Annotated in this window: 16 protein-coding genes, 1 rRNA gene and 1 other RNA gene; 2 read left to right on the forward strand and 16 right to left on the reverse strand. The window is 51.3% G+C overall.

The genetic code is table 11. The features are described 5' to 3' along the window. The 7 genes from CJP46_RS35555 to ffs all read right to left on the reverse strand — a co-directional run. Positions 1–72 (reverse strand): 16S ribosomal RNA (locus tag CJP46_RS35555); the annotation flags it as partial. A gap of 292 nt (positions 73–364) precedes the next feature. Then, positions 365–637, reverse strand: a complete 273-nt coding sequence (locus CJP46_RS35560; protein WP_094600310.1) for a pro-sigmaK processing inhibitor BofA family protein — start codon at positions 635–637, stop codon at positions 365–367. Between the two features lie 43 nt (positions 638–680). Beyond that, entirely contained in the window at positions 681–992 is a 312-nt protein-coding gene (locus CJP46_RS35565) for a hypothetical protein (protein WP_094600311.1), read from the reverse strand. 197 nt (positions 993–1,189) lie between these two features. Then, on the reverse strand, positions 1,190–1,789 hold the full coding sequence (recR, locus tag CJP46_RS35570) for a recombination mediator RecR (protein WP_076176968.1): 600 nt from the start codon (positions 1,787–1,789) through the stop codon (positions 1,190–1,192). A 27-nt stretch (positions 1,790–1,816) separates the two neighbouring features. Next, positions 1,817–2,128, reverse strand: coding sequence for a YbaB/EbfC family nucleoid-associated protein (locus CJP46_RS35575; RefSeq protein WP_076176967.1), 312 nt, complete (start codon positions 2,126–2,128; stop codon positions 1,817–1,819). Between the two features lie 44 nt (positions 2,129–2,172). After that, positions 2,173–3,894: a DNA polymerase III subunit gamma/tau gene (dnaX, locus tag CJP46_RS35580; RefSeq protein WP_094600312.1), complete on the reverse strand. Its 1,722-nt coding sequence runs from the start codon at positions 3,892–3,894 to the stop codon at positions 2,173–2,175. Positions 3,895–4,119: 225 nt separating this feature from the next. Then, positions 4,120–4,387, reverse strand: an RNA gene (ffs, locus tag CJP46_RS35585) — signal recognition particle sRNA large type. A 179-nt stretch (positions 4,388–4,566) separates the two neighbouring features. Here ffs and CJP46_RS35590 point away from each other — a divergent pair. After that, positions 4,567–5,814 (forward strand): stalk domain-containing protein, encoded by a 1,248-nt coding sequence (locus CJP46_RS35590; protein ID WP_094600313.1) that lies wholly within the window; start codon positions 4,567–4,569, stop codon positions 5,812–5,814. A 136-nt stretch (positions 5,815–5,950) separates the two neighbouring features. Here CJP46_RS35590 and rpmE read toward each other — a convergent pair whose 3' ends face one another. The 8 genes from rpmE to rpoE all read right to left on the reverse strand — a co-directional run bounded on the left by rpmE (position 5,951) and on the right by rpoE (position 14,845). Continuing rightward, complete coding sequence (gene rpmE, locus CJP46_RS35595; protein ID WP_076176964.1) at positions 5,951–6,148, reverse strand: 50S ribosomal protein L31; 198 nt, start codon at positions 6,146–6,148, stop codon at positions 5,951–5,953. Between the two features lie 122 nt (positions 6,149–6,270). Beyond that, positions 6,271–7,545, reverse strand: a complete 1,275-nt coding sequence (locus CJP46_RS35600; RefSeq protein ID WP_094600314.1) for a radical SAM family protein — start codon at positions 7,543–7,545, stop codon at positions 6,271–6,273. Positions 7,546–7,571: 26 nt separating this feature from the next. Further along, a complete protein-coding gene (gene rho, locus CJP46_RS35605) occupies positions 7,572–8,918 on the reverse strand; it encodes a transcription termination factor Rho (protein ID WP_094600315.1) in 1,347 nt (448 codons plus the stop codon). A gap of 308 nt (positions 8,919–9,226) precedes the next feature. After that, on the reverse strand, positions 9,227–10,477 hold the full coding sequence (locus CJP46_RS35610; protein WP_094600316.1) for a UDP-N-acetylglucosamine 1-carboxyvinyltransferase: 1,251 nt from the start codon (positions 10,475–10,477) through the stop codon (positions 9,227–9,229). Positions 10,478–10,674: 197 nt separating this feature from the next. After that, on the reverse strand, positions 10,675–11,529 hold the full coding sequence (gene fba, locus CJP46_RS35615; protein ID WP_094600317.1) for a class II fructose-1,6-bisphosphate aldolase: 855 nt from the start codon (positions 11,527–11,529) through the stop codon (positions 10,675–10,677). A gap of 176 nt (positions 11,530–11,705) precedes the next feature. After that, a complete protein-coding gene (locus CJP46_RS35620; protein WP_076176959.1) occupies positions 11,706–12,089 on the reverse strand; it encodes a response regulator in 384 nt (127 codons plus the stop codon). Between the two features lie 177 nt (positions 12,090–12,266). After that, complete coding sequence (locus CJP46_RS35625; protein WP_094600318.1) at positions 12,267–13,868, reverse strand: CTP synthase; 1,602 nt, start codon at positions 13,866–13,868, stop codon at positions 12,267–12,269. Between the two features lie 416 nt (positions 13,869–14,284). Continuing rightward, on the reverse strand, positions 14,285–14,845 hold the full coding sequence (gene rpoE, locus CJP46_RS35630; RefSeq protein WP_094600319.1) for a DNA-directed RNA polymerase subunit delta: 561 nt from the start codon (positions 14,843–14,845) through the stop codon (positions 14,285–14,287). Between the two features lie 386 nt (positions 14,846–15,231). Between rpoE and CJP46_RS35635 the strand changes: the two genes are divergently transcribed. Next, positions 15,232–16,395 carry a S8 family peptidase gene (locus tag CJP46_RS35635; protein WP_094600320.1) on the forward strand — a complete coding sequence of 388 codons (1,164 nt, stop codon included), beginning with the start codon at positions 15,232–15,234 and terminating at the stop codon, positions 16,393–16,395. Between the two features lie 161 nt (positions 16,396–16,556). Here CJP46_RS35635 and CJP46_RS35640 read toward each other — a convergent pair whose 3' ends face one another. Beyond that, positions 16,557–17,654 carry a hypothetical protein gene (locus CJP46_RS35640; protein WP_094600321.1) on the reverse strand — a complete coding sequence of 366 codons (1,098 nt, stop codon included), beginning with the start codon at positions 17,652–17,654 and terminating at the stop codon, positions 16,557–16,559. Between the last annotated feature and the right edge of the window lie 16 nt (positions 17,655–17,670).

Consider the following 17,670-nt stretch of genomic DNA (forward strand, 5'->3'; position numbering starts at 1 on the left):
AGTCCGCTCGACTTGCATGTATTAGGCACGCCGCCAGCGTTCGTCCTGAGCCAGGATCAAACTCTCCAAGAAAGTTGATAAAGCTCATTTTGAATCTGACGAGATTGATTTAATCTCAAGTTGCTCCGGTCCGAAGACCATCGCATATATACTCACTCGTTGTTCAGTTTTCAAAGATCAAAACTTCTCTTTCATCGCTGCATTTTATCTCGGCAGCAACTCTTATAATATATCATGTCGCCCAGCAATTCGTCAAGCACTTTTTTTAATTTCTTTTTTCTTTCGCTTCCTGCCAGTCCGGCAGGCTTGTACCTTTACGAAAGGGGCGAGAATTAATGTACCATAGAATGCAACCACTCGTCAACTACCCCATTAAAGTTATTTTTAAACCATACAGCATCGCAACACCAGGCAGTCCCAAAACGGTTACTGTCCCTATAGTTGCTGGGTTTAAGGGAATGTATACTTCGGACAGCAGGCCCGAGTAATTTACCAGGTAAAGTCCCAGTGCCGCCAAAACCAAATGTGCTCCGAACATGGTCAACCAGCCAAACCCCAGCTTTTTCTTAAAGACGATAAATAGAAGCAGAAAAAGCGATACGCCCAGCACACCCCAAATCAACATTTTTACGGTCATGGATGGATCTCCTCCCCTAGCTATGGTATGTAAACGCCGATACTTAACGGGACATCGTCCGGGTTCCTGTTCCTCTGGCAGACGCCGAAGCTTCCCTTGGCTTCATTTGCACACGGTTCAGTCCAATGTTTTTTGCTTGCTTCAAATGCATTTGATATTTGCGCTCTGCTGCTTCCAGCATATAAATGGCGTAGTCGATCTGGTCCTGTCCGAGCGCCTCCTCAAATCGCATCCTGGCCAGTTTCCATTCGGCATGCGCATTTTGGACGTCGTTATACACGGTCCACTTCTCTTCCTGCTCCTCTTTGTACTGCCGGGTAGACATTCCTGATTTATTCCGCTTGAGCCAAGTCATGTCCCAGACCCCTCCCTTGTCCACGAAAGATACGGGCGGCTTAAGCACAAGTAGCTCATACCGTCCCATTCTCATACTTATTCAGGAAAGGGACAAACTTAGAACAAAAAAAGAAGCCCCCGAAGAGGCTCCTTCTATAAGTGCATTATTCATTACGGAAATGATCACGTTTCAAAAGCGAACTACCAAGCTCGAGATCAGTTTAATTGACGCCGTCCTTCCAAAGCCTTCGACAAGGTTACCTCATCAGCGTACTCCAAGTCGCCGCCTACCGGCAGACCATGCGCGATACGTGTCACGACGATTTCAAAAGGGCGTACCAGCCGCGAAATGTACATAGCCGTCGCTTCCCCTTCGATATTAGGATTCGTCGCTAAAATAAGCTCCTTGACCCGCTCATCGCTAAGCCGGGTAAGCAGTTCCTTCAGCCGAATGTCATCAGGACCGATTCCCTCCATCGGAGAGATGGCCCCTTGAAGAACGTGGTAATAGCCGTTAAACTCCTTGGTCCGCTCCATGGCGACAAGATCCTTGGGGTCCTGCACCACGCAAATCACAGACGGATCGCGCGTTTTATCCTGGCAGATCCGGCACGGATCGGTGTCTGTAATATTGCAGCATACGGAACAGTAAGTGAGATTCCGCTTGACGCTGACCAGGGCCTTGGCAAAGTCAATGACGTCGTCTTCTTTCATATTAAGCACATGAAAAGCAAGCCGGGCCGCGGTTTTCGGCCCAATGCCCGGCAGTCGCGTAAACGCATCGATCAGCTTCGAGATCGGTTCGGGATAATACAAAGCGCAGGATCTCCTTCAGCTTAAAATTTAGAACAAGCCAGGAATTTTCATTCCGCCTGTAAATTTGCCCATGTCGGCATTCGCTATTTCGTCCGCTTTACTCAGTGCGTCGTTCACTGCAGTCATGACCAGATCCTGCAGCATTTCCACATCGTCCGGATCAACCGCTTCCGGCTTAATCGTAATGGAGAGCAACTTTTTGTGGCCGTTCATTTCCACGGTAACCACGCCGCCGCCAGAAGTACCTTCGACCTTTTTGTCAGCAAGCTCTTCCTGTGCCTTGAGCATTTGCTCCTGCATTTTTTTAACTTGCTTCATCATCTGATTCATATTATTCATGGGTCATCTCTCCTTTGGTTAATTGAGCGCACTTAAAAGTACGGTTAATCTTTTATGACAACGAGATCTTCTCCAAACATGTGGAGCGCCTCATCAATCCATGGTTTTGAATTCGGATCCTTCGATTCGTGTTCATGCTCGAGCTTTAGCTCTTCCTTGGGCTGAGCAGCCCCTTCCATCGAGGCGTTCCAATCCCGCTGCATCATGGTGACCAAATGATACGGTTTGCCGAGCACGGAGTGCAGCACGCCCTCGATCACCTGTTTATTCGCCGGCTTCTCGGTCGTTTCCCGGTGGATATTGTTTTTAAAGGCGACCAGCACGGTGTCATCGAGCGCGGAGACTGGCTCGCCGTCCATAAACCAGGCGTGAACCGTCACCTTCTCTTCCTTGACTCCTTGCAGGATATGAGCCCACTGTCGCTGAATTTCCAAAAATTCAGAACTTCCCTTGCGTGCTACAAACTGATCCATATTCGCCGGAATCTTCGCGGCCGACGACATCCGCGGGGCCGGCGGAGCTGCAGGCTTGGATGGTCCGCTTGCGCCGGCGGCCGGGGCCGCACCAGACTTGATGAAACGCTCGAGCTTCTTCTCAAGGGAGGCGATCTGCTGCTTCAGCTGAATGATATCAGCCGAATCGGCCGGCGCATCCTGAGGGCGAACGCTGTCGCCCGCTTCGCGGGGAATGCCGCACAGCTTGAGCAGCGCAACCTCAAACAGCGTCTGAGGCTGGGAAGCATACTTCATTTCACTCTGATAATGATTGAGCGTATCGATCATTTGGAACAGCTGCTTGCGGGAAAAGGCCTCAGCCATTTCCTTGTATTCTTCGGGGTGAAGAACACGGTCAGTAAGCTTGTCTGCCTGCGGTACCATCTGGATCATCAAAAGATCGCGGAAATAATACAGCAGGTTCTCCATGCATTTATCGGCGCTCTTGCCTTCCTGCATAAAGCCTTCCACCATTAGGAGCACCCGGCCTACGTCACCTTCGAGAATGGCCTGCGCAAGTTTGCCGAATTGCTCCGAGGCAATTCCCCCGGTCATACTCAGCACCTGTTCATAAGATACATGACCGCCGGTAAACGACGCGATCTGATCCAGAATGCTCAGCGCATCCCGCATCCCGCCGTCGGATAACCTTGCTATATATTGAAGCGCTTCACTCTCCGCCTCAATGCCTTCTTCCTGTGAAATCCGTCTTAACCGCTCCGACTGCTCCTCCAGGGATACCCGGCGAAAATCAAAGCGCTGACAGCGCGATATGATCGTCGCCGGCAGCTTGTGCGGTTCGGTCGTCGCCAAAATAAACATGACGTGCGGAGGGGGCTCCTCCAGCGTCTTCAGAAGCGCATTAAACGCCTCTGTCGTCAGCATATGCACTTCGTCGATAATATAAACCTTCTGCCTTACTTCGGTCGGCGCGTACTTCACCTTCTCGCGGAGATCGCGGATCTCCTCTACGCCGCGGTTGGAGGCAGCGTCGATTTCCTGCACATCCATCACCGCACCCGAAGTAATTCTGCGGCAGGATTCGCATTCATTGCACGGCTCCGCAGCAGGTCCACGCTCGCAGTTCACCGCTTTGGCCAAAATTTTGGCCGCACTGGTCTTACCGGTTCCGCGCGGGCCGCTGAACAGGTAGGCATGGGAAACCCGCTGTTCGCGGATCGCGTTCTGCAGCGTTTGAATGATATGCTGTTGTCCCACCATGTCCTGGAACGACTGTGGCCGCCAGGCACGGTACAACGCTATATGTTCCACTTCGCTTACCCTCTTTCAACTTCCACTAAGCGTGGGTTCGTTGCCTCATCATTATACTATAATCCGGCGCCATGCAAAACGTCCAACACGCATGTTGCAGGCAGGGTTTTACCTGTCCGTTGCCTATCCACCGCGAATGAAAGGACGTCATGGGACATCCGGAATAAATAAAAAGCATCTTTACCACCTGATGGCAAAGATGCTGAAATAGTTGTCATAGTTAAGCCGTGCACCTGTTATTGATGATTGCGATCCGAGCGGCACCCCTGCGTAACAACTCGGGCTAGGCTATCCTCCGGCACAAGAGTGGGCTTGCTTATGGCTGCTTCCTTCCGGACCTGACCAGGTTCACAAGTACTCATTGCGGAGGACCCAACCGTCAACATTGCACGAAGGGACCAAACCTCACATCGACAATACCTCTAACAGGAATTCAACCTCGCTACAGCGGATTGCGAGTTACAGGGCACCGCTACCTCCCCATCTAGCACGGTGAAAATAAGTATATCGCATGCCTGTACAAAAAGCAACCACCCGGCAGAAAGTGGATAAAGGCTCAAAAATAAATCTATTATTTTCGTTCCATATTCATCTAGTAAACGTTTATTGATATAGTGGTCTTATACCACAGACATCATACACATACGATTATTATGGAAAGGAACATTACGCATGAATAAAGCAACCAAAGCCGCATTGTGCCTGCTCCTTGCTGCAGGCGCCTGGGGCGGCGTCGGCCAGAAGCCGGCAAGCGCAGCCGCACCCGTCAGCATCGTACTGGACGGATATCCGCTGCCCTTCCCGGCCGAGCCTAAGGTCGTTCAAGGAACGACACTCGTCCCCTTCCGGGCCATTTCCGAAGCGCTGGGCATCGAAGTGCAGTGGAACGCCTCGGCCAAGCAGATCACAGCAGTAAAGACAGACAAGGACTCCACGAAAAGGGTCGTCCTGACCGTTGGAAGCCGCAGCGCGACCGTGGACGGGGCCAGATCGGCGTTAACCGTCCCTCCCCAAATGTCCGGGGGAAGCGTCCTGATTCCGCTCAGCTTCTTCAGCCAGCAGTTCGGCGCCGGCGTCAACTGGGATCAGGCGACGCATACCGTTACTATCGTGTCCCCCCAAGAAAAAATGTATACACTGGCCTTCTACGCCATCTCATCATTTTCCGAGTCGAACCTGATTCCAAGCTTCGATTCAGCCGCCTTTGGCTGGAGCCGTATCGACGAGCAGGGCCAGTTCACAACGGCAGGCCAGGATTTCAAATGGCCTCAGGCGGCCGGCGATGTGACGCCGGAGAGCCTGGTCAGCTCTGCTGCCGCAACCGGCACCACCCCTTACTTGATGGTTTTTTCCGGTGATACCAAGCTGGAACTGACGAAGGCGACCCAGGATCCTGCACTTCAATCCAGCCTGATCCAGCAGATGGTGGATACGGCCAAGACCAACGCGTTCCAAGGCATCCTGCTGGATTTGGAAGGGCTCGGGCTTACGGGAGACGCAGCGGCTGTACAAGCATCCTTTAATACTTTTGTCCAAAAAGCGGCGGCCGCCATTCACGCCCAAGGTTTGAAACTGTCGATCGCCCTGCCGCCTCTGAATGGATCTTTCCATGGATATGATTACAAAAAGCTTGGTACGCTGGCCGATGAGCTCATCGTCATGGCTTATGCTTATACCGATGAGAAGAACCCACAGCCCAACGACAAAGTGGATGCCGCCATCCGGCTCGCGCTCAAGCAGGTGCCTGCCAGCAAGCTGGTTCTCGGCGTTAACCTGGCGAGCGAAAACGAAAACACCGTGAACACCAAAATCGGCCTGGCGAAACGTTACAACCTGAAGGGCATCGCCTTGTGGCGCCTCGGCTTTAACAAAACCAATGTATGGGCAAAAATCGGCCAGTCGGTCGACTTCAACGATTAAGGTTTTCCTTGCGATATAAGGAAGCCCAAGTCTCCGAAGCTGAAATTTTCTTATATCTTCAAGAAAAAATCCCCGGTTCGATGAACCGGGGATTGTCATTTCATAAATATAACGGATCAATGCTGCCAGGCAGCAATTACATTCCGTATTTCTTCTTAAATCTATCAACACGGCCGCCAGCATCCAGGAATTTCTGTTTACCAGTGAAGAACGGATGGCAGTTGGAGCAGATTTCGACGCGAAGCTCTTCTTTAACCGAACCCGTTTCGAACGTGTTGCCGCATGCGCAAGTTACCGTAGTAACGTGGTATTTTGGTTGAATTTCTGTTTTCATGACTTTCACCTCTTTTTGCCCTGAGCCTCAGGCGGACCCAGAGTTATGTTGACACATAAATTCATTATAGCAGGGACGCGCCTATAAATCAATGGTTTCTTCGGGTTATAGGCACTGCCGGATTAAGACAGAATCGGCTTTTTAGGGCGGGTCATGCCACGCGGCGGAACATGGGTATAGGAACCGATGATCACATCCGGAAGCTCGGCTTGAAAAATTTCAATCGCCTGCTTCATCCCTAGAATTTCGCCTTTGGCCGGCGGAATCAGTTCCAAATAGCTCTCCGGGTCAATGTTCAGGTTGCGCAGCTGAATCAGTTTCAGATTGGTCCGGCGCGCAAATTCCACCATTGCCTCGATTTCCTCTTCGCGGTCGGTAACACCCGGGAATATCAAATAGTTGATGGACGTGTACACGCCCTGGTCCGAAGCGTATTTCAGCGATTTCTCCACGTTGGCGAGCGTATATCCACGCGGTTTATAGTAGGCGTTGTAATGGTCGTCCAGCGCGCTGATGGTGCTCACCCGCATCAGGTCCAGCCCCGCATCGACAATGCCGCGGATGAAATCCGTAAGGCCGGCATTCGTGTTGATATTAATGTAGCCCATATCCGTAATCGAACGCACCTCGCGCATCGCTTCGATAATGATTTTGGCCTGCGTGGAGGGTTCCCCTTCGCAGCCTTGTCCGAAGCTGATGATCGACTCCGGCGTTTTCAGATGCTCCAGCATAATTTGAACGAGCTCGTCCACTCTCGGTTTGAAATTCATCCGGGTCTGAGGCGCGACAAATCCGCTGTCATCCGGCTGTTCCGAAATACATCCGAAACATCCGGCATTACAGGAGTAAGATACCGGGACGGCTCCCTCCCACCGATTCAAAAAGGTATTGGATGCGGTCAGACATTCATAGCCGAGCGCGCAATTGGACAAATGCTGGTACAGACGGTTCTCCGGATACTTCTCCGTCAGTCGCTTCACTCCAAGCTCCAATTCCTCTACGTCGCAGTTCAACGGATTCCACTTCTCCGGGTCATCCGACAGCCGACCCGTCGTGTAAAATTGTCCGTCCTTCCACACGACAGCCGAGTAACCAAAGAGCGGCAGTTTGTACTCCTTGTCCGTCTTCACATAACCGGGCAGGCACAAACGGGTGTAACCCTGCGGGAGCAGTGCCCCCACGGCCTGAGCGTCCCCGGGGAGCGACATCATCTCGCCCGTTTCCGGATCCATGCCGATGGCACGGGTATTGGGGAGACCGACCAGCGTCGCCCCTTCCGGCAGAGGAATCAGCTCATCTTCCATAATTTCCACGATCATATCCGCGCTGCGGCCAAGCCCGTACAGCGTGGGATGATCAAATACGTTGCCTTTTTCATCGGCATATACCAGATACATGATGTTCTCCTCTTTATGCTCTAAATTTAGGTCAGCGGCACGGAAGCCGTCGACGGGCGTGAGGTGCGCCGGTTGCTGCTGTGGCTGCTCGAGGACGAGGAGGAACTGCGGCTATGGCCGTTTCCTGCGCCATGTACGTCAAAGGAAGCCAAAAATTCGGCATTGGTTTTGCAGTCACGCAATTTCTTCAAGAATCCCTCCACAAAGTCTGCGGATTCGTTCATATTTTTGCGAATAGCCCAAATGGTATCGAGCTCATCCTTCGTTAACAGCACTTCTTCACGCCGCGTACCCGAACGACGGATATCGATTGCCGGGAAAATGCGGCGCTCGGCCAGCTTGCGGTCCAGATGCAGCTCCATGTTGCCAGTTCCCTTAAACTCTTCATAGATGATATCGTCCATCCGCGAACCGGTATCGATCAACGCCGTGGCCAAAATGGTCAGACTGCCGCCTTCCTCCACGTTCCGGGCAGAACCAAAGAACCGTTTCGGACGATGGAATGCCGCCGGGTCAATACCGCCGCTCAGCGTGCGTCCGGATGGCGGAATCACCAAGTTGTAAGCGCGGGCCAAGCGGGTAATGCTGTCCATCAGAATGACAACGTCCTTCTTATGCTCAACCAGACGCAGCGCGCGTTCAAGCACCAGTTCCGCAACTTTGATATGGTTTTCCGGCAGCTCATCAAACGTCGACGCAACCACTTCTCCTTTTACGGAACGCTGCATATCCGTTACTTCCTCTGGACGTTCGTCAATCAGCAGTACAAAAAGTTCAATCTCGGGATTGTTGGTGGAGATGCTGTTGGCAATTTCTTTTAAGAGGAGCGTTTTACCTGCTTTAGGAGGTGCGACGACCAAACCGCGCTGTCCCAGACCGACCGGGGCGAGCAAATCCATAATTCGAGTAGACAAATGGTTAGGGGATGTTTCAAGCACAAGTTTCTTTTGCGGATAGAGAGGAGTCAGTGCCGGAAAGTGTAACCGTTCGGATGCCGTCTCCGGGCTCTCCCCGTTGACCGCATTGACTTGCAGCAAACCGAAATACCGCTCGTTCTCTTTCGGTGTGCGGCACTTCCCTGATACCAAGTCACCCGTACGAAGGTCGAATTTACGAATCTGGGAGGCGGAGATGTAAATATCCTCAGTGCTTGGCAGGTAATTGATCGGCCTTAGGAAGCCGTAACCTTCCGGAAGAATCTCGAGCACACCTTCCATAAACATGAGTCCGCTCTGTTCGGCCTGCGCTCTCAAAATAGCAAATATCAGTTCTTTCTTCTTCAACTGACCGTAATAAGGGATCTGGTACTTCTTCGCCAGTTTGTACAATTCGGTCAGCTTCATTTCTTCCAAATCGGCAATTTGCAAATCCATGTAATAACCACCTATTCAATTTTATAAGTCCTGACAAGAGCTTAGCATCAAATGAACGTGGACGCTAATCTATGAGTCTATGAAAATCCTCATTAGGATAGGATTACCCAAATTAGAAGGAGATATGCAGGACATGATAAGAAAAACATCTATCGACGTAAATTCTTAGAAGCCAGACCGCATTTCGCGGAGGTTTTTCTTGCGATATAAGAAAGCCCGGGTCCCCGAAGCTTATACTTCTTATATCTTCAAAAAAATCGGCTTCCTTCAATCTATTTCCCGCATACTCCTAATATTACAGCACCTGATTATTGTTCGCGCCAGACATCGGCGCCAAGCATCCGCAGATTGCTGACGAGGTGGTCGTAACCTCTGTCGATATACTCCACGCCGGTCACTTCCGTTACGCCTTCCTCGACCGTAAGGCCGGCGATCACCAGTGCAGCCCCCGCCCTGAGGTCGGAAGCCTTGACTTTGGCTGCGTTCAGGCGGCTCATCTCGATGACGGCCGAACGGCCCTCGACGCGAATTCTGGCACCCATACGGACCAGCTCCGGCACATGCTTAAACCGGTTGCTGTAGACAAAATCGCTGAGCACACTTACGCCTTCGGCCTGGGTTAGCAGACTGGTCATTGGCGATTGTAAATCTGTAGCAAATCCTGGGTATATCAGTGCTTTCACATCGACATGACCGTATGAGGGACTCCCCATGACGCGAATGCTCTCGTCGAGCTCCTCGATTTGGACCCCCATCTCCAGCAGCTTGGCCGTCAGAGCTTCCAAATGCTTAGGAATAATATTATCGATCAGTACGTCGCCGCGCGTCGCCGCGGCGGCAATCATATACGTTCCCGCCTGAATACGGTCCGGGATGATGGAATGGCGGCAGCCATGCAGTTCGGACACGCCTTCGATACGAATCGTTTCTGTGCCGGCGCCTTTAATAATGGCTCCCATGGAGTTAAGGAGCGTGGCCACATCTATAATTTCAGGCTCTTTCGCCGCATTTTCAATAATTGTGGAGCCTTTGGCTCTTGCGGCCGCCAGCATAATGTTAATCGTCGCGCCTACGCTGGATACGTCGAGGTAAATTTTCGCCCCGCGCAGCTCCTTCGCATGGAGATGAATCGCGCCATGCTCGTTCGTCACGGTCGCGCCCAGCGCTTCAAAACCTTTAATATGCTGATCGATCGGGCGGGGTTCGAAATTGCACCCTCCCGGCAGACCAACAACAGCCTCCTTGAACCGGCCAAGCAGCGCACCCATCATATAATACGAGGCTCTCAGCTTCTTCACCGGCCCGTTAGGCATCGGAATGGATACGATCCGCGAGGGATCGATATTCATCTGGCTGCCATCCCAGGACACTTTCGCCCCAAGCTCTTCCAAAATTTCTGCATAAACCGCCACATCACTAAGCAGCGGCAGGTTGTCCAATATGACTTCGGACTCCGCCAAAATAGCCGCGGGAATCAGCGCGATAGCACTATTCTTCGCCCCACTGATTGAAACGGTGCCTTGCAGTGGGCGTCCACCGCTGATCATCAATTTTTCCATAAGCTAAGGTTCCCCCCACATACTTCGCAGCCGCAAAATAGTTCTGTGTCCATTTTGGTGTATGAAATGGAAAAACACCGGCTAAGCGGTGTGCTTTCCATTCCTTGCTATTCAATTGGGTACCCCGGAGTGGGGCAACCCTCTATATCATGAACCACACTGTAGGACTGTTGCCCTACTTCATACCCTGTGTAACATTATGCCTGGTTATTGGATCCAAACTCGCGGATCTTGCCAACGACGGTTGCCTTGATGGCATCGCGGCCTGGAACGATGTATTTACGCGGATCGTATTCGTTCGGTTTAGCAGCAAGAACTTCACGCACCGCTTTGGTGAACGAGATTTGGTTCTCTGTGTTAACGTTGATTTTGGATGTGCCCAAAGAGATGGATTTCTTGATATCATGCGTCGGGATACCAGTACCGCCATGAAGAACAAGCGGAAGGTTTACCGCGTCGCGAATCTCTTCCATTTCTTTGAAACCGAGGTTTGGTTCGCCTTTGTAAGGTCCATGAACAGAGCCAAGCGCCGGAGCCAGTGTGTCGATGCCCGTTTCTTTAACGATGCGCACGCAGTCATCCAGTTTGGCATACATAACAGATCCGACTACGTCATCTTCTTGACCGCCGACCATTCCGACTTCAGCTTCAACGGAAACCCCTTTGGAATGCGCGTATTCAACCACTTTGCGCGTAGTTTCGATGTTGGTGTCGATCGGACTGTGCGAGTCGTCGATCATGACGGACGTAAATCCAGCGTCGATCGCTTCCTTACATTTGTCGAAGCTTGAACCGTGGTCCAAGTGAATGGCTACGGGAACCGTAATCTTCATATCTTGAAGCAGGCCCTCCACCATTTTCACAACGGTATAGAATCCGCCCATATGACGAGCCGCGCCTTCGGATACGCCCAGGATTACCGGGGATTTCTCTTCTTCGGCGGCAGCAAGAATCGCTTGCGTCCACTCAAGGTTGTTGATGTTGAATTGACCAACCGCATACTTCCCTTGAAGTGCTTTGTTTAACATGTCTGTCATGGATACTAATGGCATGGTTCCAATCCTCCTAAAAAGTGTTTGTCTGATCTAAGGGTTTTAAGCCGAAATTCACATTCAGCGCTATTATACCACATCATATTGTAAATGCTAAACAAGCATTTGAAATTAAGCAGATAAAGGAAGGACTAGGCAAAAAAAGAATTCTGCCGGGTCAGCAGAATTCCATCGCTTTAGCCAAATTGTACCGGGCTGTCTTTGAGCTGCATGTTCACTGCCACCCGCATCTCATCGATGTCGAACGGCTTCGTAAAGTGCATAAGCGCTCCGAGCTCGGTCGCTTCCTTGATCATATCAAGCTCCCCATAGGCCGTCATCATGATCACTTTGATGGACGGGTTCATTTCCTTGATGTGCTTCAGGATTTCGAGCCCATCCATTCCGGGAATCTTCATATCGAGCAGAACCAGATCCGGCGATTCCTTCTCCACAATTTCCAGTGCAATCTTGCCGTTGGCCGCCTGAAACGTCGTATAACCTTCGCTGTTGAATACTTCCATGAGCAGAATGCGAATGCCGTTCTGGTCATCGACGATCAATACCTTTTTGTTATCCACTCAACTTACCTCCCAACAATCAGCTGCGTCCGAACATTAACCCCTAGTTCCTAACTAAACTGTTAATTCCATACTCCTGCAATCTCCATTTAAAGGTATTCGCCTTCTAGATACAAATTCCTGCAACTTCATATAAATGAAAAAAGGGTCTCCTGAGGGAGACCCATTGGCTGTATATTAACGTTCTACTTGCAGCGCAGCCTTCACGAATTCACGGAACAACGGCTGTGGACGGTTCGGACGCGACGTGAATTCCGGATGGAACTGAACAGCCAGGAACCAAGGATGGCCCGGGAGTTCTACAATTTCCACCAGGCGGCCGTCCGGAGACGTTCCGGAAATGCGCAAGCCCGCTTTTTCAATCTGTTCGCGGTATTCATTATTGAACTCATAACGGTGACGGTGTCTCTCATAGACGAGCTCGTCATTGTAGCACTGCATCGCCAGAGAGCCCTCGGCCAGCTTACAAGGATACAATCCAAGGCGCATCGTCCCGCCCAGATCTTCAATATCCTTCTGCTCCGGAAGCAGATCGATCACCGGATACTCGGTGGACGGGTTGATTTCGGAGCTGTTCGCCCCTTCCAGTCCCAGAACCGAACGGGCGTATTCGATCACAGACACCTGCATGCCAAGGCAAATGCCGAAGAAGGGGATTTGCTTCTCCCGGGCGTAGCGGATCGCCGATACTTTGCCCTCAATCCCGCGGTCACCGAAGCCGCCTGGAACCAGAATGCCGCCGATGCCGTGCAGCAGTTCGCCCACGTTCTCATCGGTCACTTCTTCCGCGTTCACCCAGCGGACTTTCACATCGGCGTTCGCGTCGAAACCTGCGTGGGAAAGGGACTCAACCACACTCAAATAAGCGTCATGCAGAGCGACATATTTGCCGACGATGGCGATTTCCACCGATTTCTCCAGCTTGTTGATCCGGTCGACAAGGCTTTCCCACTCGGTCATGTCCGGCTTTGGCGTCGTCAGCTTTAAGTAGTTGACCACGATCTCGTCGAGCCCTTCTTCGCGAAGGTTCAGCGGCACTTCGTAGAGCGTAGATGCATCGCGGCATTCCACGACCGCGCTTTCGTCGATATCGCAGAACAGCGCGATTTTCGCCTTCATATCCGCAGACAGCTCGTGCTCCGTCCGGCATACGATCACGTTCGGCTGAATGCCGATGCTGCGCAGCTCCTTAACGCTGTGCTGGGTTGGCTTCGTCTTCACTTCCCCTGCAGCTTTAATGTAAGGAATCAGCGTCACATGGATATACATGACATTCTCGCGGCCAATCTCACTCTTGATCTGACGGATGGCCTCAAGAAACGGTAAACTTTCAATGTCGCCGACGGTTCCGCCGATTTCCGTGATCACGACGTCAGAGCCTGCTTCACGGCCTGCACGGAACACCCGCTCTTTAATTTCGTTGGTGATATGTGGAATAACCTGAACCGTTCCGCCCAAATATTCCCCGCGGCGTTCTTTGCTGATTACCGAAGAGTATACTTTCCCCGTCGTGACATTGCTGTTCTTGGACAGGTTGATGTCGATGAATCTTTCGTAGTGCCCCAGATCAAGGTCAGTCTCGGCGCCATCGTCCGTTACGAATACTTCACCGTGCTGGTAAGGACTCATGGTGCCCGGGTCCACGTTCAAATACGGATCGAATTTCTGGATCGTCACCTTTAAACCCCTATTTTTAAGCAGCCTTCCGAGTGAAGCGGCGGTAATTCCTTTACCCAAGGAAGACACGACCCCGCCCGTCACAAAAATATACTTTGTCACTGTAAAAACCCTCCTATTAAAGTCCAGAAATTCAGGCGACATATGATGTTTAGCGTAACCCATTTCGCGTTTTTTCATCGGAATTGGGCCGAAACAAGTTTGTTGCTTTCTCTCTCTGTGAACAACAATGCGCCATTTGAATTCAAATGGCACAATTAGGTAATCGACATTATATAGATTGAACTAAAAAGACGAATCATTTCCATTCCATTCCCAGTTCATCTACCCCGCGAATATGGTGGAAGGAGAGTTCTGCTTCCGTACATACCGCATTAAAAAACAAAAAAGTGACACCCGTAGTACGGGGCACTTTTTATTATTTTACGCATATTTAAACTTCAATCATAAGCCCATGCAATAGTTTACTCTGTGCCTTGTCCCCTGTCAAGAGAGGATTGGCGATTCTGCCGATGGAATTAATCTTCGTCTTCGTCGAGATTGTCTTCCTCTTCGTCTTCCTCTTCTTCTTCATCGGCCGCGTCTTCGTCTTCCAGATCCTCGTCATCCATCATCACGTCTTCGTCTTCTTCCACATCTTCATCGGAATCGTCATCGGAATAGATGTCGTCATGATCCTCATCGATCCGGTCGAAATCATCGTCGCTGTCCTCTGTAAACGTATCTTCCTCGTCCGTGAAATCATCATCTTCATCATCGTCGTCATCGTTAATGATGCGCGGACGCTTGGCGCTGCTGATCGGATCTTCGGAGCGGTCGATCGGATACCAGCGCTTGAGTCCCCACAGGTTCGTTCCCACGCAGGCAAACCGGCCGTCGATATTAATTTCTGTATATAGCTGCGCAACGGTCTCTTTAACTTCTTCATCCGTCAAGCCGCGAAGCTTGGCTACCTCTTTCATCAGGTCGAGATAATAAAACGGCGTATTAGCCGCCTTCAAAATGGCAAAGGCCAAGTCGACCATTGGCATTTCCCGGATTTTCTCGGGATCCATTTTAAGCTGGAGTGAGTTACTCACTTACGGACACTTCCTCTCACGCAATGTTCACCTTATATATCGTTACTTATAACAACATATCCATTATCAAAACTAAGTAAAACCTATTTATAAATAAAATGCAAGTTTTAAGTACATAAAGTAAGGCCTCAAGGTTGTCCCAAAAAAGGCAAATGAAAAGGCGGAGCAACCTCCGCCTTCCGACTGTATCCTCCCTCAAAGGAGAAACTCCTCCCGGGACCTGGAAAGAGACGCCCATGGCCTCTTCAGTCTATATTATGTCCGCCTCTAGGTTTTGACATCGGGGCAGGGCCTATTTCGTCAAAAAAGGGCAAGTTCCCACTCCTGCCGCACTCCCCGTTCATACAATGCAAAAGCAGGGTTCATTATGAGGGGGACTGCCCAACATGGACTACACCGATTTTATCCAGATGCTGCTTGAAGATATGGAGAGTCCCGTATCGTCCGGAGAAAAAAATATTATCAGGTTTCGCGAACCGCGGCATTTCTATGCCTGCCAGGACCGTCTGCAGGAGCTTCATATCCGTTATCCGAAAATGCCCGGCATCCATGTGTCCGATCTCCTCGAGGCCATTATCGCTCCGTTTCCGGTCAGCAGCAGGTTGATGTCCAAGTACCACGACGATCTTATTATTGAAGACGACTCTCAAATGCAGGTCCATACCTTGGTGAACAATAAGGTCAACCAAAGCCCAGGCATTCCTTATGGAGTCAAGCAAATTCAGGCTCCCAAGGCCTGGTCCACCTCAACGGGCTACCGCATCCGGATCGGAGTGATCGATACCGGGGCCGACTATTACCATCCCGATCTGCGCCAGTCGCTGGCCAAAGGGATCAACCTGCTGCACCGGCATCTGCTGCCGATCGATGACAACGGGCACGGTACCCACATTGCAGGAACCATTGCTGCCGCGAACGGTCCGGACGGCATGATCGGCGTCGCTCCGCGGGCCATGATTTTTCCGGTCAAAGCCTTCGACAATAACGGATCCGCCTATGTCTCGGACATTATCCAGGGAATCGACTGGTGTGTCCGCAACCGCATGCACATCATCAATATGAGTTTTGGCATGAAGACCAAAAGCAAGGCGCTGCTGGACATCGTTGGCAAAGCCTACATGGCCGGGATCTCGATCGTCGCCTCATCCGGCAATGACGGGAAGCGACGAAGCATCGATTATCCCGCAAGGTATGGGCAGACCATTTCCGTGGGGGCAACCGACCGGAACCGGCGCATCGCAAGCTTCAGCAACCGGGGCGACCTCATTGATATTTATGCACCGGGCGATAAAATCATCTCCTCCTGGACGCGCGGCAAGTACCACGAAATGAGCGGCACCTCCATGGCGACCTCGCATGTCAGCGGATCGATCGCGCTCCTGCTTGCACAAGTTCCCGATCTGTCGCCGGCCGAAATCAAGGAACTCCTTATCGCCACCGCCACACCGCTGCGCCCGAAGAAGGGGCAATCCCGCGTCGTGCACACCGGTGAAGTCAATGCCTTAAAGCTGCTGAGGGAAGGAATGAAGAGAAAAACGCCCGCTCCATAAAAGGATTTAAGTTTTCATTCCCATGCATGTTATTCGACAATACCAACGGAGGCTGTCCTTTAGGTTCACATAACCTAAAAGACAGCCTCCGGATACATAATCACGAATGAAGCAGCGGAATCCACCGATTCTCTCTCCCTCCCCATAGGATGGATCGGGAACTACGAACTGCCTTTTGCCGGATTATATATCAGACACCGCAGCGCTTTCTCCGGGTAGCGCAATTCCACGGTGTATGAACTCCCATCTTTCATCTCCAATGCCACAGCTACGACGCCACGCTTATCGTATACGCTATCCTGAACAAGCGATGACTTTTGGATGGCTTGTCCGTCTCCCTGTTTCTTGGTAACGATGGATTTAGCCGCCTCGATCCAGCTTGGATCCTGCCTGATTTTTACGTTCATTTCAGGCGTAATCGGCGTTCTCTTATAGGACGGATTAACCACTGTGGTATCCTCCACCGTGCCGCTGACCGAATCAATAAAAACAGCGTACATCAGATAAGCTTCTTCATTGGCATTTAATGTGCCTACTCGGTACGGCTGGAAATGAAGGAACCATTTTCCCTGCTGCTCCGGGCCGAGCTTGTTATACGCAGCCGTCGCTTCCATCCGGCTCACATCGGCGTCAAACAGCCGTTTGATGCTGTCCGCCGCTTTGCTCAAAGCCTCTTCTTTCCCGATATCCTTAGCATCCGGCTGCGGTTTGACGATCCGCTTGCTTAAGGCAAAATTCACGCGGGCATACCAGTCAATGTATTGAAGCAGCTCCTCATCCGTCAGCTCTCGGGCAGGGTAGACAAAGTAATCCTTTGCGATGTCAAGGTAGAAACTCGACACACCCGCTTTGAGCGGAAGCGGCTTTTGGGGACGAGCCTCCCCATACTTATAACGCTCCTCCAAAATTTTCAGTCTTTTCAGTTCCCCTGCATTCATGGTTCGACTAGCTGGCTCGCCTTCCTTTTTGCTGTCGGCATATTGGTAAATTTGCTGTATCTCTGCTTCCGTCATGGTTCGCTGCAAATCTTCCTCAATGGTCGACACGGGAGATTTACCCTCCACTTTTAATACAGGCGTTTTCTGGCTAGCCAACAACACTGGCGGCTCATCCCCCTTTGTCGATGACTCGGTCGCTTTGGGAGCGGCATTCGCCATCATAGAGCCGACGAAGTAGGGGACGGTCAATGCGCTGATCGTAAGCAACCCGCTGGAAACGGCTAACACGGCCACCGCAGCGAGGACGTTCTTTCTTTTCATCTTAACAACCTCCTTA

This window comes from Paenibacillus sp. XY044 (assembly GCF_002257645.1).
Taxonomy (GTDB): Bacteria; Bacillota; Bacilli; order Paenibacillales; family Paenibacillaceae; genus Paenibacillus_AQ.